Source organism: Delftia sp. 11MD (genome assembly GCF_050907895.1).
Taxonomy (GTDB): domain Bacteria; phylum Pseudomonadota; class Gammaproteobacteria; order Burkholderiales; family Burkholderiaceae_C; genus Comamonas; species Comamonas tsuruhatensis.
The window spans coordinates 5,485,293-5,510,323 of sequence record NZ_CP194333.1; the positions used below are offsets into that span (position 1 = coordinate 5,485,293).

Below are 25,031 nucleotides of genomic sequence, written 5' to 3' on the forward strand. Positions count from 1 at the left end.
GCTAACGCAAAAGGACGCGAATTCACAGAATACAACCATCACATTGCCGCACGAATGCAGGAATAGCCAGCCACTGGCCGGTTGAATTCCCCATGCAATAAGCCCCGGCACATTCGTGCCGGGGCTGTGCGATCAATTCAGTGTGCAGGTGCTTTTCAGTCCCTTACCTCCTTTCGCTTACCCGAGACGTACGGGAACAAATATCCTGTTGCCATCGCGCCAAATCAGCACGGCCACGGTCTTGCCGGCCTTGGCCATGGCGGCGCGCACGGCCTCGATATCACCGGCAGGCGAGCCGTTGATGGACAGCAGCACATCGCCCTGCGTGATGCCGGCCTCGGCCGCCGGGCCTGCGGCGTCGGCAACGACCAGGCCGTCCTTCACGCCGATCTGCTGCTTTTCCTCGGGCTGCAGCGGGCGCAGGGCCAGGCCCAGCTTGCCCTTGCCGGCGTCGGGCTTGTCCTTGGCCACCTTGGCGGCCTTGTCGCTGGCATCGCCCAGCACGGCGCTGAGCGTGCGGGCCTCGCCGTTGCGCCATATCTCCAGCGTGACCTTCTGGCCCGGCAGCGCCTGGCCCACAAAGGCCGGCAGATCACCCGAGCCCACGATGGGCTGGCCATCGATCTTGCGCACCACGTCGCCGGGCTCCAGTCCCGCCTTGGCGGCAGGGCCGTTCTTGTCCACGCTGGACACCAGGGCGCCTTCGGGACGGTCGAGCTTGAAGGAATCGGCAAAGGCCTGGTTCACCTCCTGCACGGCCACGCCCAGCCGCGCATGCTGCACCTTGCCCGTGGCCACGATCTGCTGCTGCACGCGCGTGGCCACCTCGATGGGAATGGCGAAGGACACGCCCTGGTAGCCGCCCGAACGCGAGTAGATCTGGCTGTTGATGCCCACCACCTCGCCGCGCGCATTGAACAGCGGGCCGCCCGAGTTGCCGGGGTTGATGGCCACGTCGGTCTGCAGGAAAGGCACGAAGCTGTCGTCCGGCAGGGTGCGGCCCTTGGCGCTGACCACGCCGGCCGTCACGCTGCTCTCGAAGCCGAAGGGCGAGCCGATGGCCAGCACCCAGTCGCCCACGCGCAGATCGGCCGTCTTGCCCAGCGACACCGTGGGCAGGTTCTTCGCCTCGATGCGCAGCACGGCCACGTCGGTCTTGGGATCGGCGCCCAGCACCTTGGCGCTGAACTCGCGCCGGTCGGTCAGCTTGACGGTCACTTCCTTGGCGCCGCGCACCACGTGGGCGTTGGTCAGGATCAGGCCGTCGCTGGAGACGATGAAGCCCGAGCCTTCGCCGCGCGTGGGCACATCGCGCTGGGGCTGGCCCTGGCCCATGCCCGGCATGCCGGGCACGCCGAAGCGGCGGAAGAATTCAAAGAACGGATCGTTGGGGTCCATGCCCGGCACGCCCTGCTGCCCCTGGCGCGCTGCGGCCTCGTCGCCGTCCTCGCCCATGGCACGCGAGCTGCCGACCACGCTGATGTTGACCACGGCCGCGCCATTGCGCGCCGTGATGTCGGCAAAGTTGGGCGCCGCCACGGCGCCGGCGGGAGAAGCAGGAGAAGCGGCAGAAGCAGGCTGTGCCGCAGGCGCAAACAGCGACGTGGCGGCACGCGCATCGCCATGCACCACACCAACCAGACCGGCGCCCGTGGCGCCCAGGGCGCCGATGGCACCTGCGGCCACCAGGGCCAGCACCAGACGGCGGGGAGTCGACAGAATCTTGTTCATGGCAGACCTTTCCTCAAAAGCAGCGTTCCTTGCTGCGTTGGGGAGAAGTCTGAAGGGGCAGACTTAGGCGAGGCTTAGAGGCCTCGCCGTGCATCTCAGATCAGCGCCAGCACCTTCTCCGGCGGGCGGCACAGCGCCGCGCCCTTGGGCGTGACGACGATGGGGCGGTTGAGCAGCACCGGGTGCTCGGCCACGGCGGCGAGCAACTGCGCATCGCTGGCCAATGCATCGCCCAGGCCCAGCTCGGCGAAGACGGCTTCCTTGCTGCGCAGCAGCTCGCGCACGGGCATGCCCAGCTGCCGGACCAGCGCCTGCAGTTGCTCAGCGTCCAGGGGCTGGGCGATGTAGTCGACGATGGTCGGCTCTATGCCGTTGTCGCGCAGCAGGGCCAGCGCGCCGCGCGAGTTGCTGCAGCGGTTGTTGTGGTAGATGGTGATGTCTGTGCGGGGGGCGGTGGTGTTCATGGGCCGCAGTGTAGGCCCATGAAAATGCGTCTCAGGCCACGGCTTCCTCGGGATGGGCATCGACCTCGCGGCCGGGCAGCAGCAGGTTCAGCCCCACCGCGACCAGGGCGCCGACGGTAATGCCCGAGCCGAAGACTTCGCGCACGAAGGCAGGCATGCGGGCCAGCAGGTCCGGGCGCACCGTGACCGCCAGGCCGCAGCCCAGCGAGACCGCGATGATCAGGCTGGCGCGCCGCGAGTGCTCGGCGCCGCTGAGCATGCGGATGCCGGCAGAAATGATCATGGCAAACATCATCAGCCCCGCGCCGCCGAGCACGGGCTGCGGAATCGTCACCACCAGTGCGCCCAGCACAGGAAAGAGGCCGGCCAGCAGCAGCATGACGCCCGTCAGCATGACCACATGGCGGCTGGCCACGCCGGTCAGCGAGACCACGCCCACGTTCTGGGCGAAGGTGGACAGCGGAGGGCTGGACATCACGGCGGCAAAGGCCGAGCCCACGCCGTCGCACAGCATGCCGCTGGACAGGCGCTTGCCGTCGATGCGCGTCTGCGTGGCTGCGCCCAGGGCCATGAAGGTGCCCGTGGTCTCGACGATGGTCACCAGAAAGGCGATGGACATGGCGACGATGCCGGCCACCGGGAACGTCATGCCGAAGGTCAGCGGCTGCGGGATGGCGAAGACCGCAGCCTCGCTCACCTGGGTGAAGTCGATCAGGCCCAGCGCCAGGCACAGCACATAGCCGCAGGCGATGCCCAGCACCACGGCCGAGGCAGAGACGATGCCCCTGCCCCACTGCACGAAGCCGATCACCAGCACCAGCACGAAGCCGGCGATGGCCAGATGGCCGATCGCGCCGTAGTCGCTGCGACCCACGCCGCCCGCAGCCCAGTCCACCGCGACGGGGGTCAGCGACAGGCCGATCATGGTCACGACCACGCTGGTCACGGTGTGCGGAAAGAAGCGGCGGATCACGGGCATGAAGTAGCTGCCCACGATCATCACCAGCGACCCTACCAGCGAGGAGCCCAGGATGCCGGCCACACCATGCTCCAGCCCCACGCTGATGCCCGCGCCCACGAAGGCGAAGCTGGTGCCCATGACGCAGGGCAGCCGTATGCCCACGGGCCCCACCCCTCTGCACTGGACGATGGTGACCACGCCCGAGCCCAGCAGCGCTGCATTCACCAGCGCCACGATCTGGTCGGCCGGCAGCTTGAGCGCCCCGCCGAAGACCAGGGGCACGGCGATGATGCCGCCCAGCGCCGCCAGCAGGTGCTGCAGCGACAGAAGGACCGTGGTGATGAGCATTGGCGGTCGGTCTTCCACCTTGTAAAGCAGTTGTTCCATTGTCTTGTCTCCTTGTGTCCTGGCCGTTGGCCTCTTCAGAGGCGCTTGTATGTATGTCGGGGCAGTGGTGCCGGAAAAGGGTGGGGGTCCTGAAAGTGCTGTCCGGGTCTTCGAGCCTCCTGGAGATGCTTCGGGGGAATGGCGCAGCGCGGCAGGTCGGCACCCGCGATGGCCTGGGTGCTGGCCTGCCGCGCTGCAGGGAGAAATTAGCGGCCTGCTGCGCGCTCGAACAGCGTGCGGGCCAGCTCGCGGTGGCGGGTCAGCACGCGCGGCAGGTCGGCGGTGAGCAGCAGCCCGTCGCGGACCACGACACGGCCGTTGATGACGCTGGTGGACACGTCGGTGGGCGTGCAGAACACCAGCGCGGCCACGGGGTCATGGCCTGCGCCCGCGTAGCCCACGCCCGCCATGTCGAAGGCCACGAAGTCGGCCGACATGCCCGGCGCCAGCGCGCCGATGTCGTCGCGCCCCAGCACGCGCGCGCCGCCCAGCGTGGCGATCTCCAGCGCCTCGCGCGCGCCCATGGCGGCAGGGCCGTGGCCCACGCGCTGCAGCAGCAGGGCCTGGCGCGCCTCGCCCAGCATGTGGGCGCCGTCGTTGGAGGCGCTGCCGTCCACGCCCAGGCCCACGGGCACGCCCGCATCGCGCATGGTGCGCACGGGTGCGATGCCCGAGGCCAGGCGCATGTTGGAGCACGGGCAATGCGCCACGCCCGTGCCCGTGCGCGCGAACAGCGCAATGCCCTCGGCATCGAGCTTGACGCAGTGGGCATGCCAGACATCGGGGCCGACCCAGCCCAGGCTTTCGGCGTACTGCGCGGGGGTGAGGCCGAATTTCTCGCGAGAGAAGGCGACGTCGTTGTCGTTCTCGGCCAGGTGGGTGTGCAGCGACACGCCATGCGCACGCGCCAGCACGGCGGACTCGCGCATCAGCTCGCGCGTCACCGAGAACGGCGAGCATGGCGCCAGCACCACGCGCAGCATGGAGTGGCGTGCGCTGTCGTGGTACTGCTGGATCAGGCGCAGGCTGTCGCGCAGGATGGCTTCCTCTTCCTCCACCACCGCGTCGGGCGGCAGGCCGCCCTTGCTGCGGCCCAGGCTCATGGAGCCGCGCGCCGCATGAAAGCGCATGCCCATCTGCTGCGCCGCGGCGATGGAGTCGTCCAGCCGAGCGCCATTCGGATACAGGTACAGGTGGTCGCTGGTGGTGGTGCAGCCCGACAGCATCAGCTCGGCCATGGCGGTCTGGGTGGAGACGTGGATCATCTCCGGCGTGAGGTGCGACCACAGCATGTACAGGTTGGTGAGCCACGAGAACAGCTCCGCATCCTGCGCGGCCGGCACGGCGCGCGTGAGGCTCTGGTACATGTGGTGGTGCGTGTTGACCAGGCCCGGCATCACCACGCGGCCGCGCATGTCCAGCACCTGGGCCGTGCCGTCGTCCACCATGCGGCGGTACTGCGGCGGCAGATCGGCCGTGGCGCCCACCCATTGCACGGCCGGGCCGTCGGCCACCAGGGCGCCGTCGCGGATCTCGCGGCGCTGCGCATCCATGGTGACGAGTACATCGGCGTTCAGTGCGATCAAGGTCATGGCGTTCTCTTCTTCGAAATGGAAAAGCCGCCAGTCTAGGAAGGACAAGCCATTGCCGATAGCGCTGAATTTCGCCCGATGTGTCCACAAAAAGTGGACAAGCGCCTAAGACTCACCGCCCCCCGGCAAACAGCCTTGCCAGCGCCTGGCCGATGGACTGGGCCATCAGCTCGCCCGCCGCGCTCAACTGCCCCCTGGCCCGGCCGGTCAGCACCAGCGTCTGCCGCCGCAGATGCGCATCGCGCAAAGGCACGAAGACCAGGGCATTGCGGCTGCGCTCCTCCATCACGTCCAGCGGATTGAGCAGGGCAATGCCCTCGCCCAGCATGACCAGGCGCTGGATCAGCGCCATGGAGGTGGACTCGGCCACGGGCGTGACCTCGATGGCGTTGCGCGCAAAGGCTTCGTCCAGCAGGCTGCGGATGGACAGCGGCGGCGCGGGCAGGATGAGCGGATGGCCTATGCACTCGCTGAGCAGCACGGACGATTGGCGCGCCAGCGCATGCCGGGGCGGCACGATGGCGCCGATCTGCCATTCGCTGATGGCCAGCGCGCGCAGCGCGGGGCGTTCGGACAGGTCGTAGGCCAGGCCCAGGTCGGCGTCGCCGCCTTCCACGGCGGCCGCGATGTCGCTCAGGGGCAGGTCGATGATGCGCACCACGATGCCCGGGTGGCGCTGGCGGAATTCATGCACCAGCGAGGGCAGCAGCGAGCCGGCCAGCCCCGTGGTCGCGGCCACGGTGATCTCGCCGCTGCGCGCGCCCTGCAGTTCGGCAATGCGCTCGCGCAGCGCCGCATGCTCGCGCAGCGTGGCGCGCACATGGGCCAGCACCATCTCGCCCGTCGGGGTAAGGCGCAGACGCTTGTGAATGCGCTCGAACAGGGGCGTGCCCAGCTCGGCCTCCAGGTCGAGGATCTGGCGGTTGACGGCCGTGGGGGCCACGTGCAGATGTTCGGCCGCCTTGCGGATGGAACCGCGGCGGACTACTTCGTCGAGATAGCGCAGGACTCTGGCGTGCATGGCGCGAGCGTAGCGGGGTTTGCCGGGCCGCGCTTTGCAGCGCCCGGCGGCGCAGGCTCAGCGGGCCGTGCCCGGGCGCTCGGCGCGCAGCGTGCGGCTGAGCATGATCACGGGGATCAGGCCCACCAGCACCAGGGCCAGCGACGGCAGGGCGGCCTCGCCCAGGCGTTCGTCGCGCGCGAGCTGGTAGGCCACGACGGCCAGGGTGTCGCTGTTGAAGGGGCGCAGCACCATGGTGGCGGGCAGCTCCTTCATCACATCGACGAAGACCAGCAGCGCCGCCGCTGCCGTGGAGCGCCTGAGCAGCGGCCAGTGCACGCGCGACAGCACGCCCCAGGCGCCCGTGCCCAGCATGCGGGCCGAGTCGTCCAGGCTGGGCGCGATGCGCGCATAGCCGCTTTGCATGGACTGCAGGGCCACGGCGCAAAAGCGCACCAGGTAGGCCCAGACAATGCCCACGGCGGTGGCCGTGACCAGGCCGGCAAAACCCCATTCGGGCCGCACCTGCTGCACCCAGCCCACGGGCAGCAGCAGGCCGACGACGACCACGGCGCCCGGCACCGCATAGCCCAGGCTGGCCAGTTGCACCACGCCGCGCGTGACGGCCGACTCCTTGTGGCGGCGCACGGCAAACGCCAGGGCCACGGCGATGATGACGGCCAGCACCGAGGTGATGGCGCCCAGGCGCACGCTGTTGAGCGCCCAGTCGAGGAAGCGGTCCCAGGGCAGCACCGACCAGTCGGCCGCCAGCGGGCGCAGCATGAAGAACACGGGCGCCACAAAGCCCATGAGCACAGGCAGCAGGCACACCAGCCAGGCCAGCGCGCAGCGCCAGCCGCGCAGGCGCAGCGGCTGCGCCTCGGCCGAGCCGGCACGGCCCGCGCCGCCGGTGACGAAGCGCATGCGCCGCTGCGCGCGCAGCTCCAGCTGCAGCAGCAGCACCACCAGCACCAGCAGGAAGGTGGCCAGCTGCGCGGCGGCAATGCGGTTGTCCATGGACAGCCAGGCCTTGTAGATGCCCGTGGTGAAGGTCTGTATGCCGAAATAGCTGACCACGCCGAAGTCGGCCAGCGTCTCCATCACCACCAGGGCCACGCCAGCGGCCACGGCCGGGCGCGCCAGCGGCAGCGCCACCGACCAGATGCGCCGCGACAGCGGCGCACCCATCAGGCGCGCGGCCTCCATCAGGTGCGCGGCGCGTTCGCCCAGCGCGGTGCGCGCCAGCAGGTAGACATACGGGTAGAGCGAGAAGATGAAGACCCAGACCGCGCCGCCGAGGCTGCGCACCTCGGGCAGGAGCCGGCCTTCCAGGCCATAGGTGTCGCGCATCCAGGTCTGCAGCGGGCCGCTGAACTGCAGGAAGTCGGTATAGGCATAGGCCGTGACATAGGCCGGCATGGCCAGCGGCAGCAGCAGCAGCCATTCGAGCTGGCGCCGGCCGCGGAAGTCGAACAGCGTCACGGCCGCCGCCGTGCCCGTGCCCACGATGGCCGCGCCCAGCGCCACCAGCAGGCCCAGCCAGACCGTGGTCCACAGGTAGCCGGGCAGCACGGTGGCCGCCATCTCGCGCAGGATGGAGCCGGCCAGGGCATCGCCCTGCCCCAGAGGCAGCCAGGAGCCGAGCACGGCCAGCACGGGCAGCATCAGCACCAGGGCCAGCAGGAGCAGGGGAAGGGAGCGGAGTACGGACGACAGACGGCGCAAAGCGGAGGTCTCGGCTAGAGGATGAGGGGGAGGATCTGGCTGCCGGGCTATGGAACGGGCCGGGATCCGCGGCAGCCACCGGCCTGTGGGCCGAGGTGCCGCCGAGACCGGACGTGCCTGCGGGCTGCTGGAGTCGGCGGGCTCCGGGCATGCCCCTGGCCCGCCAATGCAAATGCGAATTCTATTCATTTGCGCGGTTCTACAATCGCCGCATGTTTTTGACCGTCTCCCAACTCGAGGTGCGCTACCCGGGCCGCGACAGGCCTGCCGTGCAGGGCGTCACGCTGAATCTGGCCGCTGGCGACATCGGCGTGCTCATCGGCCCCTCGGGCTGCGGCAAGACCACGCTGCTGCGTGCCGTGGCGGGCCTGGAGCCCGTGAGCGGCGGCGAGATCCGCATCGACGGCCAGCTCGTGGGCAGCGCGGATTTCTCGCTCCCACCCGAGCAGCGGCGCATCGGCATGGTGTTCCAGGACTATGCGCTGTTCCCCCATCTGAACGTGGGACGCAACGTGGCCTTCGGCATCCACCATCTGCCCAAGGCGCGCCAGGCCGAGCGCGTGGCCGAGGTGCTGGAGCTGGTGGGCCTGGCCGGCAGTGCAGGAAGGTTTCCGCACGAGCTGTCAGGCGGCCAGCAGCAGCGCGTGGCGCTGGCCCGCGCGCTGGCGCCCAGCCCGCAGCTGATGCTGCTGGACGAGCCGTTTTCCAACCTCGACGTGGACCTGCGCGAGCGCCTGGCGCATGAGGTGCGCGGCATCCTCAAGGCCGCAGGCGCCACGGCCCTGTTCGTCACGCACGACCAGCTGGAGGCATTTGCCATCGGCGACATGATCGGCGTGGTCCACCAGGGGCAGCTGCAGCAGTGGGACGACGCCTATTCGCTGTACCACCGTCCGGCCACGCGCTTCGTGGCGGACTTCATCGGCCACGGCGTCTTCGTGCCGGCCACGCTGGCGCCCAGCGGTGCCGGCGGCGTGGTGGCGCGCACGGCGCTGGGCGATCTGGTCGATCCGGCCACCTGCCCGCTGCCTGCGCAGTTCCCGGGCGGCGAATGCGATGTGCTGCTGCGCGCCGACGATGTGGTGCACGACGATGCCTCGCCCGTGCAGGCGCGCATCCTGCGCAAGGCGTTTCGCGGCTCGGAGTTCCTCTACACGCTGGAGCTGGCCAGCGGCCACAGCGTGCTGGCCCATGTGCCCAGCCACCACGACCATGCGGTGGGCGAGTGGGTGGGCATACGGCTGGACATGAATCACGTGGTCGCCTTCCCGCGAGAGAGACAGGGCACTGCGCAGACCGCAGCGGCCTGAGCAGGCGGCCGCCGCCGCGCCGTCCAGGCCTTTGTCATCCGACGGTCATGGGTGAAACCCAGAATCTGTCACATCTTGTGACAATTCAAGGCCACCCATGTTTGCTCTGGACCCCTCCTCCACGCAGCACGCTGCATCTGCTCCGACACCGGTTCCGGCGCTTGCCCCTGCGCCCGCCGCGCCACGCCTGCTGGCCCGCGCAGGCCAGCTCAGCCAGCCCACGGCGCCGATTCCCCCCGACACCAGCAACGAGGACGTGCATCGGCTGTTCAGCGAGCAGCCCCTGCTCGAAACCCTGGCCGTGGTGGCCGACGACCGGCCGCTGGGCCTGATCAACCGCCAGCGCTTCATGGAGCAGTACGCGCGGCCCTTTGCGCGCGACGTGTTCGGCCGCCGCAGCTGCCTGGTATTCACCGACACCGCGCCCATGGTGGTGGCGGCCGGCCTGCCCATCGACCAGCTGGTGCAGCAGGCGCTGGCCAGCGGCAGCCGTGTGCTCAAGGACGGCTTCATCACCGTCGAGGAAGGCCGCTATGCAGGCATAGGCACGGGCCACGCGCTGATGGCCGCCATGTCAGACATCGAGGCCGACAAGACGCGCCAGCTCATGGCCAGCATCGACTACGCCAGCCTGATCCAGCGCTCGCACCTGGTCGAGTCCGACCGCGTGCTGGCCAGCCAGCTGGCCGACCACGGCCTGCTGTGGGAGCCGCGCGACGTGGTGGGCGGCGATGCGTATTTCTTCCGTGCCACACCGCAGGGCCTGCTGGGCTGCATGTTCGACTGCACGGGCCACGGCGTGCCGGGCGCCTTCATGACGCTGATTGCGCTGTCCTTCCTCGAACAGGCCGTGGCGCCTGCAGGTATCGGCACCAGTACCGGCACCGGCGCCGCCATCGACCCCGGCGCCCTGCTGGGCCAGATGAACCGCTACATCAAGCGCGTGCTGCAGCAGCGCAGCCGCGACGCCCAGCCGGCCTGGGGCGCACCAGCGGCCCCCGCCGACGGCCTGCCTGCGGAGAAGACCTCCAGCGATGGCCTGGACGCCGCGCTGTTCCTGCAGTCGCCCTGCGGCACGCAACTGCGCTTTGCATCGGCCCGGCTGGACCTGCTGGTGGCGCCGCCCGGCGTACAGGAGGCGGCCCAGGTGCAGATCCATGCCGGCGACAAGCTGGGCATAGGCTATGCGACCACGCCCGACGACGCAGCCTGGAGCACGCAGGTGCTGGAGGTCGCGCCCGGCTCGCTGCTGATGGTGGCCACCGATGGCGTCATCGACCAGTTGGGTGGGCCGCGCCAGATCGCCCACGGCAGAAAGCGCCTGGCGCGCTTCCTGCACGAGCAGCAGGACCGCCCCGCCGCCCAGGCCTGCGCCGAGTTCCGGCAGGCCTTCGCCCAGTGGCAGGGCACGCAGCGCCGGCGCGACGATGTGTCTCTGCTGGTCTGGCGCAACCAGGCCCTGCAGCCCGCCACCTGCGTGCAAGGCCAGCCATGAGCCCGGCCGAATTCGCTCAGCTGCGCGCCCAGGCCGAGCACAACGGCCTGCTGCTGTACTACGCGGGCACCTTCAACCCCAATGTGATCCAGGCGGCGGCCGACACGCTCAAGAGCCGCCTGGCCAGCGAGGACGGATCGAGCAGCGCCAAGCGCAAGCTGTTTTCCACCTTCATCGAGATGGCGCAGAACGTGCTGCACTACGCAGCGCCCCTGCCTGCGGCCGACACCGGCCCCCGCCAGGCGCTCAGCGCGCCCGTGCCACAGGGCGCCATCGGCGTGGGCCGTATCGATGCGCAGACCTGTGCCCAAGAGGCAGGGCCCGATCAGGCGCCTGCCCGCTTCTGGATCGCCTGCAGCAACGCCGTGCGCAGCGAGCATGTGCCGCGCCTGGCCGCCAAGCTGGACGCCGTGCGCGCCATGAGCCACCCCGAGATCAAGGCCGCCTACAAGGCCCAGCTGCACAACACGGACCACGGCACCAGCGACGACATCAGCCGGGGCGCGGGCCTGGGCTGGCTGACCATTGCGCGCGATGCCTCGGCACCGCTGCAGTACCACATCGCCACGGGAGAGGACGCCGCCGAGACCGCGCCCCATGCCGTATTCCACGTCAAGGCGCTGATCTGAACGCCGGGCGTCCTTCAACGAACCGACCTGCCGCCATGCAAGCATTGAAATCCGAACGCACCTCCGTCACGCCCGAAGTGGTCTTCTCGCCGGCCGAGCAGCTTCTGCGCATCGAAGGCGAGTGCTATCCAGAAAACCCCCTGCCCTTCTTCAACCCCATCCTGTCCATGCTGGGCCGGTATTTCGAGGCCAGCCAGCCTCCTCGCTTCGTGGCCGAGATGAAGCTGCAGTACATCAACAGCGCCTCCACCATGGGCCTGCGCTCGCTGTTCGCGCTGCTGGACCAGGCCGGGCAAAAGGGCACGGACATCCGCGTGGTCTGGGCCTTTGACGAGGAGGACGACGCCATCGAGGAACTGGGCGCCGACCTGGTGGAGGACTTCGCCAACCTGGTGCTGGAGCGACAGCCCTACAGCAACTGAGGGCAGGCCTGCTCCGCCCTGGCCTTCAGGCCAGCGGCTTGCCCATGAGCACCGTGGTCAGGCCGCAGTCCCATTCCTCGTCGGGATAGGTGTCCAGCGTGGCATATCCCTGCGCCGTGTAAAAGCCCAGGGCCTGGGTGTTGAAGCTGTCGGTCTCCAGGCGCACCTGGGCGTGGCCGTCGGCGCGCATGGCCTGCTCCGCGTGGGCCAGCAGCGCACGGCCCACGCCGCGCCCCTGCCAGGCCGGCAGCACATGCAGGGCGCCGATGAAGTCATCCACGCGGTCCACGAAGCCTACCACCACGCCATCGCACTCGGCCACCCAGAACAGGTGGCCGCGCGACTGCACGTACTGCGCGGTGCGGCCCGAGGCGCGGAACCGCGCATCCTTGTCCGCCGTCAGTTGCGGCTTCCAGGTGCTGTCGTAGGTGGCCCAGAGCACGGCGTTCAGGGCCGGAAGGTCATCGGGCCGCGAGGGCCGAAGCGAGAAGGTGTCTGTCATGTCGCTGGCAAGGTTCAGGCCTGGCGCAGCCGGTCCACCTCGGCATGCAGGTCCTGGGCCCAGACGCGGCGGTCGCGGCCATCGGCCGTCTGCGGCTGGCCATAGTGGACGGCGGCGACCAGATCGTCGGCACACAGCGTGCGCCAGATGGAGCCCAGCAGGGTTTCATCGCCCTCGTAGCTGGGCGCGTGGCTGATCTGCCCGGTGGCGCCGTCGATGAAGCGCAGGCCCACGGGCAGCACGGGCGCACCGATCTGCACGGCCGCCTGCAGCAAATTGGCATGGAAGGGCAGCAGCTTGCGGCCATCGCCCGTCGTGCCTTCCGGGAAGATGGCCAGGATCTCGCGGCGCTGCAGGGATTCCTCCATGCTCTGCACCATGCGCCGCGCATCGCGGCGCGAGGTGCGCTCGATGTACAGCGTGCCCGCCGCCGTGGCCAGCGTGCCGATCAGCGGCCAGCCCTTGACGTCGGACTTGGAGATGAAGCGGCAATGCCGCGCCGCATGCAGCACGGGAATGTCGAGCCAGGAAATATGGTTGCTGACCATGAGCATGGGGCCCTGGCTCGGCGGCCCGCCCTGGATCTCCAGGCGCACGCCCGCATGGGCCAGCAACTGCAGGGCCCAGGCCTGCACATGGGCGTGCTGGCGCTCCTCGGGCAGCTGCGGAAAGCGCAGGGCCACGATCCACAGCCCCTTGCACACATGGCCGAACAGGCGCGCTGCGCGCAGCGTGGCGCGCCCTCCCCTGCGCAGACGGCTCATGTTCAGCGGCGTTCGTAAGCGATATGGCCGTCGACCAGCGTGCAGCGCACGCGGGCCGGCAGTTCGTAGCCGCCGAAGGGCGTGCTCTTGCCCTGGCTGGCCAGCTCCTGGGGCTTGACCGTCCAGGCCGCCTGCGGATCGACGATGCACAGGTCGGCCACGCCGCCCTCGGCCAGCCGGCCCAGCTGCCCCTGCAGCTCGCCCAGAGACGAGCCCAGCACCTGCACGGGCGATGCCGTGATGGCGGCCAGGGCACGGTTCAAAGGCACGCCACCGTCCTGCGACCACTTGACGGCCAGCGACAGCAGCAGCTCCACGCCCGTGGCGCCGGGCTCGGCCTCGGCAAAGGGCAGGACCTTGGCATCCTCATCGACGGGCGTGTGGTCGGAGACCAGGGCGTCGATGGTGCCATCGGCCAGCGCGGCAGACAGCGCATCGCGGTCGCGTTGCTGGCGCAGCGGCGGCGTGACGCGGGCGCTGCTGTCGAAGTAGCCGATATCGGTATCGGTCAGGTGCAGCGAGTTGATGGACACGTCGGCCGTGACCTGCAGGCCTTCGGCCTTGGCACGGCGCACCAGTTCCACGCCTGCGGCGCTGGACAGGCGGCACAGGTGCACGCGCGCCTGGGTGCCGCGCATCAGCTCGAAGATGGTGTGCAGGGCAATCGTCTCGGCCGCCACGGGCACGCCGGACAGGCCCATGCGCGTGGCCAGCGGGCCGCTGGCGGCCACGCCCTTGCCCAGGTACAGCTCCTGCGGGCGCAGCCACACGGTGTAGCCGTAGGTGGCCGCATACGCCAGGGCACGCTGCAGGGTCTGGGTGCTGGTCATGGGCACCTCGGCCTGGCCGAAGCCGATGCAGCCGGACTCGGTCAGCTCGGCCATTTCGGTCAGCACCTCGCCCTTGAGGCCCAGCGTCAGCGCGCCCAGCGGGAACAGGCGCGACTGGTGCAGCTTCTCGGCGCGGAACTTGAGCATCTCCACCAGGCCCTGCTCGTCGAGCACGGGATCGGTATCAGGCGGGCAGACCAGGCTGGTCACGCCACCGGCCACCGAGGCGGCCATCTCGGACTGCAGCATGCCTTCGTGCTCGTGGCCGGGCTCGCGCAGGCGCACGGCCAGATCGACCAGGCCCGGCAGCACCCAGCAGCCGGCCGCATCGATCTCGCGTTCTGCGGCAAATCCCTCGGGCGCCTTGCCGATGGCCAGCACCTTGCCGCCATCGATGGCCACGTCGGCCTGCTGGTCCAGGCCCCGTGCCGGGTCCATCACTCGGCCGTTGCGGATGAGTATCTTCATGGTTTGCTACCCCGTAGACCGCAGGCGGCGCATGGGCTGCGGCCTGCGGCGATCAAAAACATTTGCATTCACAAAAAGCGCCTGGACTCAGTCCAGGACACCGGGCATGGAAAAAGCATGGCCCATCTCAGGGACGCCGAGCAAAGGCCGCCCTGCAGCGAGGGCGTCGCCGGCTGCCCGTACGCCCCCCTCCCGCGTAGCGAGAGAGGGGGAAGCGACGCAGTCGCTCAGGGGGTGCTTCATTTCAAGCCTCGTTGCCGGCCACTATCGACATGACGGCCATGCGCACGGCGATGCCGAAGGACACCTGCGACAGGATCACGGCCTGCGGGCCATCGACCACTTCGGAGTCGATCTCCACGCCGCGGTTGATGGGTCCCGGGTGCATGACGATGGCGTCCGGCTTGGCCAGGCGCAGCTTCTCGGCCGTGAGGCCGAAGCTCTTGAAGTATTCCTGGCTGGACGGCAGCAGGGCGCCGCTCATGCGCTCGTTCTGCAGGCGCAGCATGATGATCACGTCGCAGTCCCGGATGCCCTCTTCCAGCGTGTGGAAGACGCGCACGCCCATCTGCGCCAGGTCCGGCGGCACCAGCGTGCGCGGGCCGACGACGCGCACTTCGGCCGCGCCCAGCGTGGTCAGCGCATGGATGTCGGAACGGGCCACCCGCGAGTGCAGCACATCGCCCACGATGGCCACGCGCAGGTTGGCGAAGTCCTTCTTGTAGTGGCGGATGGTGTACATGTCCAGCAGCCCCTGCGTGGGGTGGGCGTGGCGGCCGTCGCCGGCATTGACCACGTGGACATGGGGCGCCACATGCTGGGCGATGAGGTAGGGCGCACCCGACTCGCTGTGGCGCACGACGAAGATGTCGGCGGCCATGGCCGAGAGGTTGGCGATGGTGTCCAGCAGCGACTCGCCCTTGCTGGCCGAGCTGCGCGCGATGTCCAGGTTGAACACGTCGGCCGACAGGCGCTTGGCCGCGATCTCGAACGTGGTGCGCGTGCGCGTGCTGTTCTCGAAGAACAGGTTGAACACGCTCTTGCCGCGCAGCAGCGGCACCTTCTTGACCTCGCGGTCATTGACGCTGACGAAGTTGGCCGCCGTGTCCAGGATGTGGGTCAGGATGTCCTTGGACAGTCCTTCGGTGGACAGCAGGTGGATCAGTTCGCCGTTCTTGTTGAGCTGGGGATTGCGCTTGTACAGCACGGTCAGGCCTCTTGGATGCGGAATTGGAAGACGCCGGCGTCATCGCGCGCCAGCGACAGCAGGCGGTCGGCCGGCAGCGCGATGCGCGCGGCGGCGAAGTCGGCCTGGAAGGGCAGCTCGCGCCCGCCCCGGTCCACCAGCACCGCCAGGCGCACGCAGGCCGGGCGGCCGTAGTCATAGAGTTCGTTGAGCACGGCGCGCACGGTGCGGCCGGTGTAGAGCACGTCGTCCAGCACCAGGATGTCGGCGCCGTTGACGTCAAAGTCGATCTGCGTCTGGGCGCTGGTGGCCATGCCGCGCTGCGCGAAGTCGTCGCGGTGCAGGGCCGAGGACAGCACGCTGGGGTTGCCGGGCAGGTTCAGGTCCTTGTGCAGCCGCTCCACCAGCCAGGCGCCGCCCGAGGTGATGCCGGCCAGGCGGGTTTCAGGCCCCATGAGGCTGCGCACGCCGCGCAGCAGTTCGCGGTACAGGGCCTCGGCGTCCAGCACCAGGCTGCCGGCTCCCGCAATGGATTCACTCATGGAAGACTCCTCAAAAACTGTTCAAGAATGATGCAGGCCGAGGCCGCATCGGCATCCCTTGCGCCACCGGCCAGGGCCTCGGTGGTGCTGTAGCGCTCGTCCACCTCGTAGACAGGCAGGCCGAAGCGGCTCTTGAGCTGGCGGCCGAATTTCTTCGCCCGCGCCGTGTTCTCGTGCGCGTTGCCGTCGGGGTGGTAGGGCACGCCGATGACCAGCGCATCGGGCTGCCACTCCTTGATGCGCTCGCCGGCCTGGGCCAGGCGGGCCTCGCCGGCCTCGGCGCGGATGGTGGGCAGCGGGTTGGCCGAGCGCAGCATGCGCGTGCCCACGGCGCAGCCCGTGCGCTTGGCCCCGAAATCGAAGGCCACGAAACTCTGGAAATGGGAGGGAACGGTGGGCGGCACGGCCGTGCCGGCTGCCGCTGCTGCCTGGGACTCGGGAGCGGGCAGGCTCATGCGCGCCCCGCTTCGGGCGAGATCATCCAGCGCTGCAGGCCCAGCAGGCCCAGGGCGCGGTCATAGCGGTCGTCGACCGGGGTATCGAAGATGACGTTGGCGTCGGCGCCCACCGTGAGCCAGGCGTTTTCGGCCAGCTCCGACTCCAGCTGGCCCTCGCCCCAGGAGGCATAGCCCAGGGTGACCAGCAGGCGCTTGGGGCCTGCGCCGTCGGACAGGGCTTCGAGCACGTCCTTGGAGGTGGTCATCTCCAGGCCGCCGGGAATGGTCATGGTCGAGGCGTAGGCGGACTCGTCGTCGGGCGCGCCTTCGATCACCATGGGATCGTGCAGCACGAAGCCGCGATCGGTCTGTACGGGCCCGCCGTTGAAGACGCGGTTGCCGCGAAGGTCCTCGCGGCCCAGGGCCAGATCCACCTTTTCCAGCAGGCCTTCCAGCGTAAGCTGCGAGGGCTTGTTGATAATCAGACCGAGCGCACCGCGCTCGCTGTGTTCGCACAGGTAGATCACACTGCGCGAGAACGCTTCGTCTTCCAGGCCAGGCATGGCAATCAGGAAGTGGTGCGTCAGATTGATAGGCGCAGTTTCAGCAGACATAACGACGGATTTTACCGGCGATCCATGCCACCTTCTTACCCTGTGGGCTTGGTCTGGCTGCGGCGCGACCTGCGCCTGTCCGACCATGCCGCCCTCTACCATGCGCTGCGCCAGTGCCGGCAGGTGCATTGCGTGTTCATCTTCGACGACGACATCCTCGCCCCCCTGCCCCGTGCCGACCGGCGCGTGGAGTTCATCTGCCAGAGCCTGGCGGGCCTGGACGAGGCGCTGCGCGAGGCCTCGGGCCGCGCCGACACCGGCCTCATCGTGCGCCGCGGCCGGCCCGCTGAGCAGATCCCGGCCCTGGCCCGGCAGCTCGGCGCCCAGGCCGTGTTCTGCAACTGGGACGACGAGCCCGACGCACTGGCCCGCGATGCCCGCGTGCGCCAGTCCCTCGCCGCCGAGGGCGTGGCCCTGCACAGCTTCAAGGACCACATGGTCTTTGCGCGCGACGAGGTGCTGACCCAGGCCGGCGCGCCGTTCTCGGTGTTCACCCCGTACAAGAACGCCTGGCTGCGCCAGGTCACGCCGTTCTTCCTGTCCGCCTATCCCTGCGAGCGCGACCTGCCCGAGCGCCTGGCGCCACGCCCCGAAGGCGAGCGCCGCCCCGTGCCCACCGCAGCCGACCTGGGCTTTGAGGCCGGCACGCTGGACGGCCTGCGCCTGCCCACGGGTTGCGCCGGCGCCGAGGAACTGCTGGCCGACTTCCTGCCGCGCCTGCCGCGCTACAGGCAGGCGCGCGACTTTCCCGCCGTCAAGGGCCCCAGCTACCTGAGCGTGCACCTGCGCTTCGGCACGGTCTCCATCCGCCGCCTGGCAAGGCTGGCCTGGGAGCAGACGCAGAGCCAGCCCCATGATGCCGAGGGCGCCGCCACCTGGCTGTCCGAGCTGGTCTGGCGCGACTTCTATTTCCAGATCCTGGCCCACCATCCGCACGTGGTGCACGCCAGCTTCAAGCCCGCCTACGACGCCATCGTGTGGGATACCGGCCCCGAGGCCGATGCGCTGTACGCCGCCTGGTGCGAGGGCCGCACCGGCTATCCGCTGGTCGATGCCGCCATGCGCCAGCTCAACACCACGGGCTACATGCACAACCGGCTGCGCATGGTGGCGGCCAGCTTCCTGGTCAAGGATCTGGGCATAGACTGGCGCCGGGGCGAAGCCTGGTTTGCGCGCCAGCTCAACGACTTCGACCTGGCGGCCAACAACGGCGGCTGGCAGTGGGCGGCCTCCACGGGCTGCGACGCCCAGCCCTGGTTCCGCATCTTCAACCCCATCACGCAAAGCCAGAAGTTCGATGCCGACGCGCGCTTCATCGAGCGCTACGTGCCCGAACTGGCCCGCCTGCCCGCCGCGCTGCGCCACGCGCCCTGGCAGGCCCGGCCGCTGGAGCTGGCCGAGGCCGGCGTGGTGCTGGGCACGGACTATCCCCATCCCGTGGTGGACCACGCAGCCGCGCGCGAGCGCACGCTGGCCCGCTACAGCGTGGTCAAGCAGGCGGGCTGAAGGAAGCCGGTGCAAAGACACCGGAGCCAAGAAAAAAGGAGCAGCGCTGGCTGCTCCTTTTTTGCGGGGCGAGGGCTGGCCGCCGAGGCTCAGGCCTCTTCGCCCAGCACCTGCGTCTCCGTCTGCAGTGACAGCGGCGCAGGCTGGGTGCTGTTCCCTTGCAGGGAATAGTGCTGGATCAGGCCCAGCAGCTCCTCGTCCGAGTAGGGCTTGCCCAGGTAGTGGTTGGCGCCCAGCTGGCGCGCCATCTCGCGGTGCTTCTGGGCGATGCGCGAGGTGATCATGACCACGGGCAGGTCGCGCAGGGCCTCGTCGGCGCGGATGTTGCGCAGCAGGTCGAAGCCGTCCATGCGCGGCATCTCGATGTCGGACAGCACCAGGGTCGGGCGCTCCTCGGCCAGGCGTTCCATGGCCTGCAGGCCGTCGGCCGCCAGGGCCACGCGGTAGCCTTCGCGCTGCAGCAGGCGCTGGGTGACGCGGCGCACGGTGATGGAGTCGTCCACCACCAGCACCAGCGGCACCGAGACCGGTCCCGCGCTGGCCGGCACGGCTTCGCCGTCGCCCTGGCCGGCGGCACGCTCGGCCTCTTCGGTCCGGGCGCGCACCTCGTCGCCATAGACGTTGGCCAGCGCCACAGGGTTGTAGATCTGGACCACGGCGCCCGAGGCCAGCACCGACATGCCGGTCAGGCCGGGCAGGCGGGCCAGCTGGGGGCCGAGGTTCTTGATCACCACTTCCTGGTTGCCCAGCACTTCGTCCACGTGCAGCGCAATGCGCTGCGACGCGCTGCGCAGGATGACCACGGGCCGGGTGCGGCCCACGGTTTCCTCGCTGCGCAGGGAGGACTGCCACAGCGCGCCCGCCCAGTAGAAAGGCAGGGTCTCGCCGCCATCTTCAAAGCCGTGGCTGGCATAGGCCTGCTGCAGCAGATCCAAGGGCGCACGGCGCACGATTTCCACCAGGCTGGCCGGCACGCCGACCAGCAGCCGGCCCGCGCGCAGCATGACCACCTGGGTGACGGCCGTGGTCAGCGGCAGCACGAGGCGGAAGGCACTGCCCCGGCCCGCTTCGCTGTGGGTCTCGATGCGGCCGCCCAGCGCGTTGACCTCGGAGCGCACCACGTCCATGCCGATGCCCCGGCCGGCCACGCCGGTCACCTCGGTGGCGGTGGTGAAGCCGGGCTCGAAGATCAGGCGGCCGGCGTCCTGCTCGGTCAGCGTCTGGTCCTCGGGCCACAGGCCCTGGGCCACGGCCTTGTCGCGGATGCGCTGCAGGTTCAGGCCGGCGCCATCGTCCTCCACCGACAGCGCCACGTCGTTGCGCTCCTGGCTCAGGATGATTTCGATGGTGCCCATGGCCGGCTTGCCGGCAGCGGTGCGCTGCTCGGGCGGCTCGATGCCGTGGGCCACGCAGTTGCGCAGCAGGTGCTCGAAGGCCGGCATCATGCGGTCCAGCATGCCCCGGTCCATTTCAATGGTGCCGCCGAGGATGTTCAGCCGCACCTGCTTGCCCATTTCCTTTGAGGTCTGGCGGACCACGGCATACAGGCGCTCGGCCAGGGAGTCGAACTCCACCATGCGCGTGCGCAGCAGGTCGCGCTGCAGCTCGCGCGCCTGGCGGCCCTGGGCGACCAGGTCGTCCTCGGCGCCCGCCATGTCGCGCTGCAGGTTGCGCTGCACGGTGGCCACGTCGTTGACCGACTCGGCCATCATGCGCGTGAGTTCCTGCACCCGCGTGAAGCGGTCGAACTCCAGCGGGTCGAAGCCGGCCGCCGAGTCCTTGGACAGGGCCAGGCGCGACTGCATCTGGCTCTCGGCCTGGACCTCGATGTCGCGCAGTTGCATGCGCAGGCGCTCCAGGTTGCCGGCCAGCTCGTCCAGCGAGCCACGGGCCTGGGCCAGGCGCGCATCGACACGCGAGCGCGCAATCAGCACCTCGCCGGCCTGGCTGATCAGGCGGTCCAGCAACTGGGCGCGCACGCGCACCGTCTGGTGGGCGCCCGCACGCAGCGGCGCGGTGACAGGAGCCGGCTGTGCGTCGGCCGGCGCCGGGGATGCGCCAGCGCCCGAGGCGTCGGAGGCCGTGGCGTCAGAAGACACCGCAGAGGCGGCAGGCTCGGCCTGGTCCGGCCCATCGGCCAGGCCCAGCGGCCCATCCTGCACCTGTTCGCCCGCAACGCGCAGCACGTCGAAGCCGGCCTGCAATGCGTCGAAGTTGCCCAGCAAGGGCTCGATCTGCTCGGCCGTGGGAGATTCGCTGTCGACCCGCTCGACGGCGGATTCCAGCCGGTGGGCCATTTCGCCCAGGCGCATGGCGCCAGCCAGCCGGGCACTGCCCTTGAGGGTGTGCAGGGCGCGCAGCGTTTCGTGGCGCGCCTCGTCCAGGGAAGGCCGGCCATGCCAGCGACGCAGTGCAGCGCCCAGGCGGGGCAGCAGCTCGATGGCCTCTTCCTCGAAGATGGGGAATAGGTCGGGGTCCACCTCGTCCAGGGCGTCGATGTCGTCGTCCAGGTCGTTGCCCACGGCCACCGCATGGGCGATGGCCTCATCGATGCGGCGCTGCAGCTCGGCTTCCTGGCGTGCGTCGTTGACCAGGGGGCGCATGGAATAGGCCAGCGGCGCCACGTCCTGTGCCTGGGCCTGCGCATGGGCGCCGGCGTCGAGCACGGCATCCGTGCCAGGCTGCGGCAGCAGCGCATCGAGCCGGCTGTCCGGAGCGTCCGCGACTTCGATATCCAGCGCCAGCAGTGCCTGCAGGGCTTCTTCCACGCCCGGCTGGGGTGTCTTGAGGAAGCCGGCCGCGAACTGGTGCAGCAGGCGCTGCACCTCGTCGGAAGCCGCAATGCAGGCGGCGACCTGCTCAGGCGTGCCGCAGCGCTGCGGCTGCAGATGGGCCAGCGCATGCTCCAGCAGGCGCGCCAGGTCCGACAAGGCCTTGAAGCCCACGGTGGCCGAGCTGCCGGCCAGCGAATGCGCGAAGGCGATGGCGTCATCGGGCACGGGCTCGCCGGGCTCGGTCGCCCATTGCTGCAGCGACAGGTCCAGGCGGCGCGACCATTCGTCGGCCTCGTTGAGATAGACGTTGTACAGCGGCGCGCTGATGCGCAGGCCGTCCACGACCTTGAAGCCATCGGCATCGACGCCGGACGGCTCCTGTGCGCCGGACTCCTCAGCCACCGCAGGCGCCTCATCGGCCACGGATTCGGCATGCAGCTCCTGCGGGGTTTCCGCCTCGGAAGCTTCTACGGCTTCGATGGCCTCGGCAGGTGCGGCTGCCGGAGTCAGGTCCAGATCCAGCCCCTCGAAAGGCGCCAGCGGCACGGCGGCGTGCGGAGCCTGCTCTTCGGCTTCGGCTTCGGCTTCGGCTACAGCTTCTGCTTGCAGCTCGGGCAGCGCGTCGGCATGTGCCTCGGGCACAGTCTCTGTGCCGGGCAGCGCGGGCTGGTCGCCCGAGACAACGGCCAGGGCTTCCTGCTCGCTGTCGCGCATGGCCGCCTCGAAGGCGGCGAAGTCCAGCTCCTCCACCGCGTCGGTGGCCAGCGCGGCGGGTGCCTCGGCGGTCTCCGGCTGCGTTGAACCCTGCGACTGTTCGGGCACGGCCGCCGCAGGCTGGGGGTCCAGGTCCAGCAGACCGACGTCCAGCGCAATGTCCAGGTCACCGGCGGTCCCGGTGGTCTCGGCGGGCACGGCCGGCTCGGGGGCTTCCCGCTGCTCGGCCTGCAGCTGCTGCTCCACTGCGGCGAAGGGCTCCACCGGCGCCTCGACCGCGGCAGGCTCGGCCTGCGTGCGGCGGTCGGCGCGCGGCACCAGGGCCACGTCGGCGCGCACGCCTTCCAGGCGCATGGCATCGGCTGCGGCGCGGAAGGGCGTGGCCAGCCAGGCATCGGCCTGCTGGCGCTCGATGGCCGACGCCCAGGCGCCAAAGGCGCGCAGCGCGTCGCTGGCCAGCTCCTGCATGGGCTGGGGCATGGGCTTTTGCTCGGCCAGCCAGGCATTGAGCATTTGCTCCATGGCCCAGCCGGCTTCGCCGAATTCATCCAGGCCGACCATGCGCGAGCTGCCCTTGAGCGTATGGAAGGCGCGGCGCAGCGTGGTCTGCTCGCTGAGGTTGCCGGGCTCATCGGCCAGGGTGCGCAGCGCCTGCAGGCCGTTGTCCACGACCTCGCGGGCCTCTTCCAGGAAGATGCTCAGGATTTCGTCGTCGGAATCATCTTCCGAGACGGTCAGACCGGCCAGCGGGGGAACGGGTTCAGGCAGGGGTTCGGGCTGAGCCGTGGCGGCAGCGGCAGCAGGGCCGGGCACCGGTTCGGCCGCTTCAGCCACGTCAGCTGCTTGAGCCGCTTCGGCGGGTATCTCGAGCGCCTTGGCGAATTGCGCCAGTTCGGCATCGTCGGCCAGCGCTTGCTGCCCGGCGACAGTCGCCTGCGGCAGGGGCTCGGGCACAAGGTCCACGGAGGGTGGCGGCGGCGCCGGCACCGACGGTGCTGCCGCAGTGGGTTCGGCAGGCAGGTCGTGTGCAGTCTCGGCGGGCTGGATCTGGGGCACGGGCAGCGGCTGGGCCACGGCAACGGCTTCGCGCTGCGGCGGCACGGCGGCGGTGTCCAGGGCCGGCAGCTGCTCGGGCGCCTTGCCCGCGTCGTCGGCGCGGTGGCCACGGCGGCCCATCAGGATGCGCAGGCCGCCTTCGGCCTCGTCATAGACAAAGAGCTTGCGCGCCATGCTGCGCTGGTAGCTCAGCATGTCGATCAGGAAACCCATGGCGCCCAGGCTGTTGCCCAGCTTGTCGAAGACCTGGGCACGTTCTGACTCGGCGATCTCGCCCAATACCAGCCGCTCCACGGTTTCGCGCATGCGCTGCATGGCCTGGGTGGCCTGGTCCAGGCCCAGCACGGACAGCACGCCGCGCATCTGCGCCATCTGGCCAGACACCGGCGCCAGCACGGTGGCATCGGCGGGGTTGCGGAAATACTGGTCCAGGTGCCGCTCGGCCTCGGCCAGCGTGGCACGCAATTCGCCCACGACCGAGCCCATGGTCTGGTGGTCGCTGGCCTGGCGGTACAGCTCCTCCATCCACGGCTCCAGCGGCCGGGCGGGCGCGCCCTGCAGGGATTCCTCCAGGCGCTGTACCAGGTTGGCGGATTGCTCGGCCAGTTCCTCGTCGCCCATGTCCATGGTGGCAAAGGCCGCCTGCAGATAGAGCACGGAGGTGGCCACTTCCATGGCCAGTTCCGCCGGCGGCGGCTCGCCGATGCGGGCCACGGTTTCGGCCACCTTGATCAGCATGCGCGCCAGGCCATGGCTGGCCGGGTGCAGCTTGACCAGGGATTCGGCCACCTGGGCGAACTGGTCCACCACGATCTTGGTGCGCGCACGGTCGCCGCCTGCCAGGGCGGACCAGGTCTCCGCCGCCGTGGTGATGCGCTTGCGCGCCTGCACCAGCACGGCCGGGTCGTAGCGGCCAAAGCGGGTCTGCTGGTAGTCCACCTGCGGCTGGGCCTGCATGCCGTAGGCCTGGCGCACGGCCTGCAGGGCAGCGCCGGCCTGCTCGGCCGGGCGCGCCTGGGCGCAGAAGAACAGCAGGTCCTGCAGCAGGCGCGCAGGCGGCGTGCGGTCGCCCTTGGCCATGGCAGCGTACTGCAGCAGCACGCGCGAGGCCATGCGTTTCACATAGAGGTCGACAACGATCAGGCCGCGCGACTGCGCGTCGAAGAAGCCAGCGGCCACCTTCCAGAAGCTGCGTGCGGTGACATCCTCGGTCTGGGCCACGGCAAAGCGCAGGCACAGGTCACGCATCTGGGCGGCGGCCTCGCGGTCGTCGCTCTTGACCATGCGCAGCACCACGCCGTCGAGCAGGGCCCGGGCATCGGGCCCGTAGGCCAGCGGCTCGGCCTGGCGCGCCCATTCGGGCTCGCGCGCGCGGCGCTCGGCAGGCCACAGGTCGGCCGGATGCACCTTGTCGTTGCCGGCCAGCGCCTGGGTGTCGCGGTATTGGGGAAACAGGGCCACGGCCGAGACGGTCTTGCCGGCCAGCACGGTTTCCAGGTATTCGATCAGGGCAAAGCTGGCGCGCTCCAGCGTGGCGGCGGCCTGGTCGGTGCACAGCTCGGGGCGCTGCACGAAGCGCTGCACGGCGCTTTCCATGCCGCGCAGCACCAGGGCCGGAGAGCCCAGGCCCACCATTTCGAGGGCGCCGCAGGCCTGGTGCAGCTGCTGGCGGGCGATGCGCAGGGCCGAGGTGTCAAGCTCCTCAAGGTCCGAGGCGCGCGCCGCATCGGCATCGCGCACGAAACGCGCCACGGCCTTGCTCGCGCCTTCCAGCGACTTGCGCAGCTCATCGAGCACCCAGGCCAGCGGGCCCAGGTCCTGTTCGGTGTGCGCGGCCTGCGCCGCGCCCGTTTGCGATTCGTCAACCACTGACATGGACAGTTCCCCAAGCCCCTAGGGCCTGTGCATAGCTATGTTGGACC

General features: G+C 69.8%; 19 protein-coding genes. 5 read left to right on the forward strand and 14 right to left on the reverse strand.

Annotated elements, in window-relative coordinates; genetic code table 11:
• Positions 1-177: 177 nt before the first annotated feature.
• The 6 genes from ACRSCF_RS25215 to ACRSCF_RS25240 all read right to left on the reverse strand — a co-directional run bounded on the left by ACRSCF_RS25215 (position 178) and on the right by ACRSCF_RS25240 (position 7,860).
• Entirely contained in the window at positions 178-1,731 is a 1,554-nt protein-coding gene (locus ACRSCF_RS25215) for a Do family serine endopeptidase (protein ID WP_016447917.1), read from the reverse strand.
• A gap of 95 nt (positions 1,732-1,826) precedes the next feature.
• Positions 1,827-2,195, reverse strand: coding sequence for an arsenate reductase (glutaredoxin) (gene arsC / locus ACRSCF_RS25220; RefSeq protein WP_016447918.1), 369 nt, complete (start codon positions 2,193-2,195; stop codon positions 1,827-1,829).
• Positions 2,196-2,226: 31 nt separating this feature from the next.
• Entirely contained in the window at positions 2,227-3,543 is a 1,317-nt protein-coding gene (locus ACRSCF_RS25225; RefSeq protein ID WP_013804016.1) for a nucleobase:cation symporter-2 family protein, read from the reverse strand.
• A gap of 206 nt (positions 3,544-3,749) precedes the next feature.
• Positions 3,750-5,135, reverse strand: a complete 1,386-nt coding sequence (locus tag ACRSCF_RS25230; RefSeq protein ID WP_154835569.1) for an 8-oxoguanine deaminase — start codon at positions 5,133-5,135, stop codon at positions 3,750-3,752.
• A gap of 112 nt (positions 5,136-5,247) precedes the next feature.
• On the reverse strand, positions 5,248-6,156 hold the full coding sequence (locus ACRSCF_RS25235; protein WP_016447921.1) for a LysR family transcriptional regulator: 909 nt from the start codon (positions 6,154-6,156) through the stop codon (positions 5,248-5,250).
• A 57-nt stretch (positions 6,157-6,213) separates the two neighbouring features.
• Entirely contained in the window at positions 6,214-7,860 is a 1,647-nt protein-coding gene (locus tag ACRSCF_RS25240) for an ABC transporter permease (protein WP_126312478.1), read from the reverse strand.
• 212 nt (positions 7,861-8,072) lie between these two features.
• Here ACRSCF_RS25240 and ACRSCF_RS25245 point away from each other — a divergent pair, with 212 nt between their 5' ends.
• From ACRSCF_RS25245 to ACRSCF_RS25260, 4 genes are all read left to right on the forward strand, one after another.
• The gene (locus ACRSCF_RS25245; protein WP_034364323.1) at positions 8,073-9,170 is read left to right on the forward strand and encodes an ABC transporter ATP-binding protein; all 1,098 of its coding nucleotides are present in this window, start codon (positions 8,073-8,075) and stop codon (positions 9,168-9,170) included.
• A 97-nt stretch (positions 9,171-9,267) separates the two neighbouring features.
• Positions 9,268-10,665 (forward strand): SpoIIE family protein phosphatase, encoded by a 1,398-nt coding sequence (locus ACRSCF_RS25250; protein WP_016447924.1) that lies wholly within the window; start codon positions 9,268-9,270, stop codon positions 10,663-10,665.
• On the forward strand, positions 10,662-11,294 hold the full coding sequence (locus ACRSCF_RS25255) for a DUF6272 family protein (protein WP_046986992.1): 633 nt from the start codon (positions 10,662-10,664) through the stop codon (positions 11,292-11,294). Before ACRSCF_RS25250 ends, ACRSCF_RS25255 begins: the two co-directional genes overlap by 4 nt.
• Before the next feature lie 35 nt (positions 11,295-11,329).
• Positions 11,330-11,716 (forward strand): DUF1987 domain-containing protein, encoded by a 387-nt coding sequence (locus tag ACRSCF_RS25260; protein WP_016447926.1) that lies wholly within the window; start codon positions 11,330-11,332, stop codon positions 11,714-11,716.
• Between the two features lie 25 nt (positions 11,717-11,741).
• Here the strand turns inward: ACRSCF_RS25260 and ACRSCF_RS25265 are convergent, their stop codons facing one another.
• The 7 genes from ACRSCF_RS25265 to ACRSCF_RS25295 all read right to left on the reverse strand — a co-directional run bounded on the left by ACRSCF_RS25265 (position 11,742) and on the right by ACRSCF_RS25295 (position 17,059).
• The gene (locus ACRSCF_RS25265) at positions 11,742-12,218 is read right to left on the reverse strand and encodes a GNAT family N-acetyltransferase (RefSeq protein ID WP_244387377.1); all 477 of its coding nucleotides are present in this window, start codon (positions 12,216-12,218) and stop codon (positions 11,742-11,744) included.
• 14 nt (positions 12,219-12,232) lie between these two features.
• Positions 12,233-12,982: a lysophospholipid acyltransferase family protein gene (locus ACRSCF_RS25270; protein ID WP_034364279.1), complete on the reverse strand. Its 750-nt coding sequence runs from the start codon at positions 12,980-12,982 to the stop codon at positions 12,233-12,235.
• A gap of 2 nt (positions 12,983-12,984) precedes the next feature.
• Complete coding sequence (locus ACRSCF_RS25275; RefSeq protein WP_016447929.1) at positions 12,985-14,280, reverse strand: dihydroorotase; 1,296 nt, start codon at positions 14,278-14,280, stop codon at positions 12,985-12,987.
• A gap of 244 nt (positions 14,281-14,524) precedes the next feature.
• Complete coding sequence (locus tag ACRSCF_RS25280; protein ID WP_012203510.1) at positions 14,525-15,487, reverse strand: aspartate carbamoyltransferase catalytic subunit; 963 nt, start codon at positions 15,485-15,487, stop codon at positions 14,525-14,527.
• Between the two features lie 2 nt (positions 15,488-15,489).
• Positions 15,490-16,008: a bifunctional pyr operon transcriptional regulator/uracil phosphoribosyltransferase PyrR gene (pyrR, locus tag ACRSCF_RS25285; protein ID WP_013804027.1), complete on the reverse strand. Its 519-nt coding sequence runs from the start codon at positions 16,006-16,008 to the stop codon at positions 15,490-15,492.
• The gene (gene ruvX / locus ACRSCF_RS25290; protein WP_012203508.1) at positions 16,005-16,463 is read right to left on the reverse strand and encodes a Holliday junction resolvase RuvX; all 459 of its coding nucleotides are present in this window, start codon (positions 16,461-16,463) and stop codon (positions 16,005-16,007) included. The genes pyrR and ruvX overlap by 4 nt, the downstream gene beginning before the upstream one ends.
• Positions 16,460-17,059 carry a YqgE/AlgH family protein gene (locus ACRSCF_RS25295; protein WP_012203507.1) on the reverse strand — a complete coding sequence of 200 codons (600 nt, stop codon included), beginning with the start codon at positions 17,057-17,059 and terminating at the stop codon, positions 16,460-16,462. The genes ruvX and ACRSCF_RS25295 overlap by 4 nt, the downstream gene beginning before the upstream one ends.
• A gap of 24 nt (positions 17,060-17,083) precedes the next feature.
• Here ACRSCF_RS25295 and ACRSCF_RS25300 point away from each other — a divergent pair, with 24 nt between their 5' ends.
• Entirely contained in the window at positions 17,084-18,565 is a 1,482-nt protein-coding gene (locus ACRSCF_RS25300; protein WP_244387380.1) for a cryptochrome/photolyase family protein, read from the forward strand.
• Positions 18,566-18,654: 89 nt separating this feature from the next.
• Here the strand turns inward: ACRSCF_RS25300 and ACRSCF_RS25305 are convergent, their stop codons facing one another.
• Positions 18,655-24,984: an Hpt domain-containing protein gene (locus ACRSCF_RS25305; protein WP_244387411.1), complete on the reverse strand. Its 6,330-nt coding sequence runs from the start codon at positions 24,982-24,984 to the stop codon at positions 18,655-18,657.
• Between the last annotated feature and the right edge of the window lie 47 nt (positions 24,985-25,031).

Excerpts from the sequence above, each read along its gene's own strand:
- ACRSCF_RS25215 (WP_016447917.1), bottom strand. The coding sequence starts at position 1,731 with ATGAACAAGATTCTGTCGACTCCCCGCCGTCTGGTGCTGGCCCTGGTG.
- arsC (WP_016447918.1), bottom strand. The coding sequence starts at position 2,195 with ATGAACACCACCGCCCCCCGCACAGACATCACCATCTACCACAACAAC.
- ACRSCF_RS25225 (WP_013804016.1), bottom strand. The coding sequence starts at position 3,543 with ATGGAACAACTGCTTTACAAGGTGGAAGACCGACCGCCAATGCTCATC.
- ACRSCF_RS25230 (WP_154835569.1), bottom strand. The coding sequence starts at position 5,135 with ATGACCTTGATCGCACTGAACGCCGATGTACTCGTCACCATGGATGCG.
- ACRSCF_RS25235 (WP_016447921.1), bottom strand. The coding sequence starts at position 6,156 with ATGCACGCCAGAGTCCTGCGCTATCTCGACGAAGTAGTCCGCCGCGGT.
- ACRSCF_RS25245 (WP_034364323.1), top strand. The coding sequence starts at position 8,073 with ATGTTTTTGACCGTCTCCCAACTCGAGGTGCGCTACCCGGGCCGCGAC.
- ACRSCF_RS25250 (WP_016447924.1), top strand. The coding sequence starts at position 9,268 with ATGTTTGCTCTGGACCCCTCCTCCACGCAGCACGCTGCATCTGCTCCG.
- ACRSCF_RS25255 (WP_046986992.1), top strand. The coding sequence starts at position 10,662 with ATGAGCCCGGCCGAATTCGCTCAGCTGCGCGCCCAGGCCGAGCACAAC.
- ACRSCF_RS25260 (WP_016447926.1), top strand. The coding sequence starts at position 11,330 with ATGCAAGCATTGAAATCCGAACGCACCTCCGTCACGCCCGAAGTGGTC.
- ACRSCF_RS25265 (WP_244387377.1), bottom strand. The coding sequence starts at position 12,218 with ATGACAGACACCTTCTCGCTTCGGCCCTCGCGGCCCGATGACCTTCCG.
- ACRSCF_RS25270 (WP_034364279.1), bottom strand. The coding sequence starts at position 12,982 with ATGAGCCGTCTGCGCAGGGGAGGGCGCGCCACGCTGCGCGCAGCGCGC.
- ACRSCF_RS25275 (WP_016447929.1), bottom strand. The coding sequence starts at position 14,280 with ATGAAGATACTCATCCGCAACGGCCGAGTGATGGACCCGGCACGGGGC.
- pyrR (WP_013804027.1), bottom strand. The coding sequence starts at position 16,008 with ATGAGTGAATCCATTGCGGGAGCCGGCAGCCTGGTGCTGGACGCCGAG.
- ruvX (WP_012203508.1), bottom strand. The coding sequence starts at position 16,463 with ATGAGCCTGCCCGCTCCCGAGTCCCAGGCAGCAGCGGCAGCCGGCACG.
- ACRSCF_RS25295 (WP_012203507.1), bottom strand. The coding sequence starts at position 17,059 with ATGTCTGCTGAAACTGCGCCTATCAATCTGACGCACCACTTCCTGATT.
- ACRSCF_RS25300 (WP_244387380.1), top strand. The coding sequence starts at position 17,084 with ATGCCACCTTCTTACCCTGTGGGCTTGGTCTGGCTGCGGCGCGACCTG.
- ACRSCF_RS25305 (WP_244387411.1), bottom strand. The coding sequence starts at position 24,984 with ATGTCAGTGGTTGACGAATCGCAAACGGGCGCGGCGCAGGCCGCGCAC.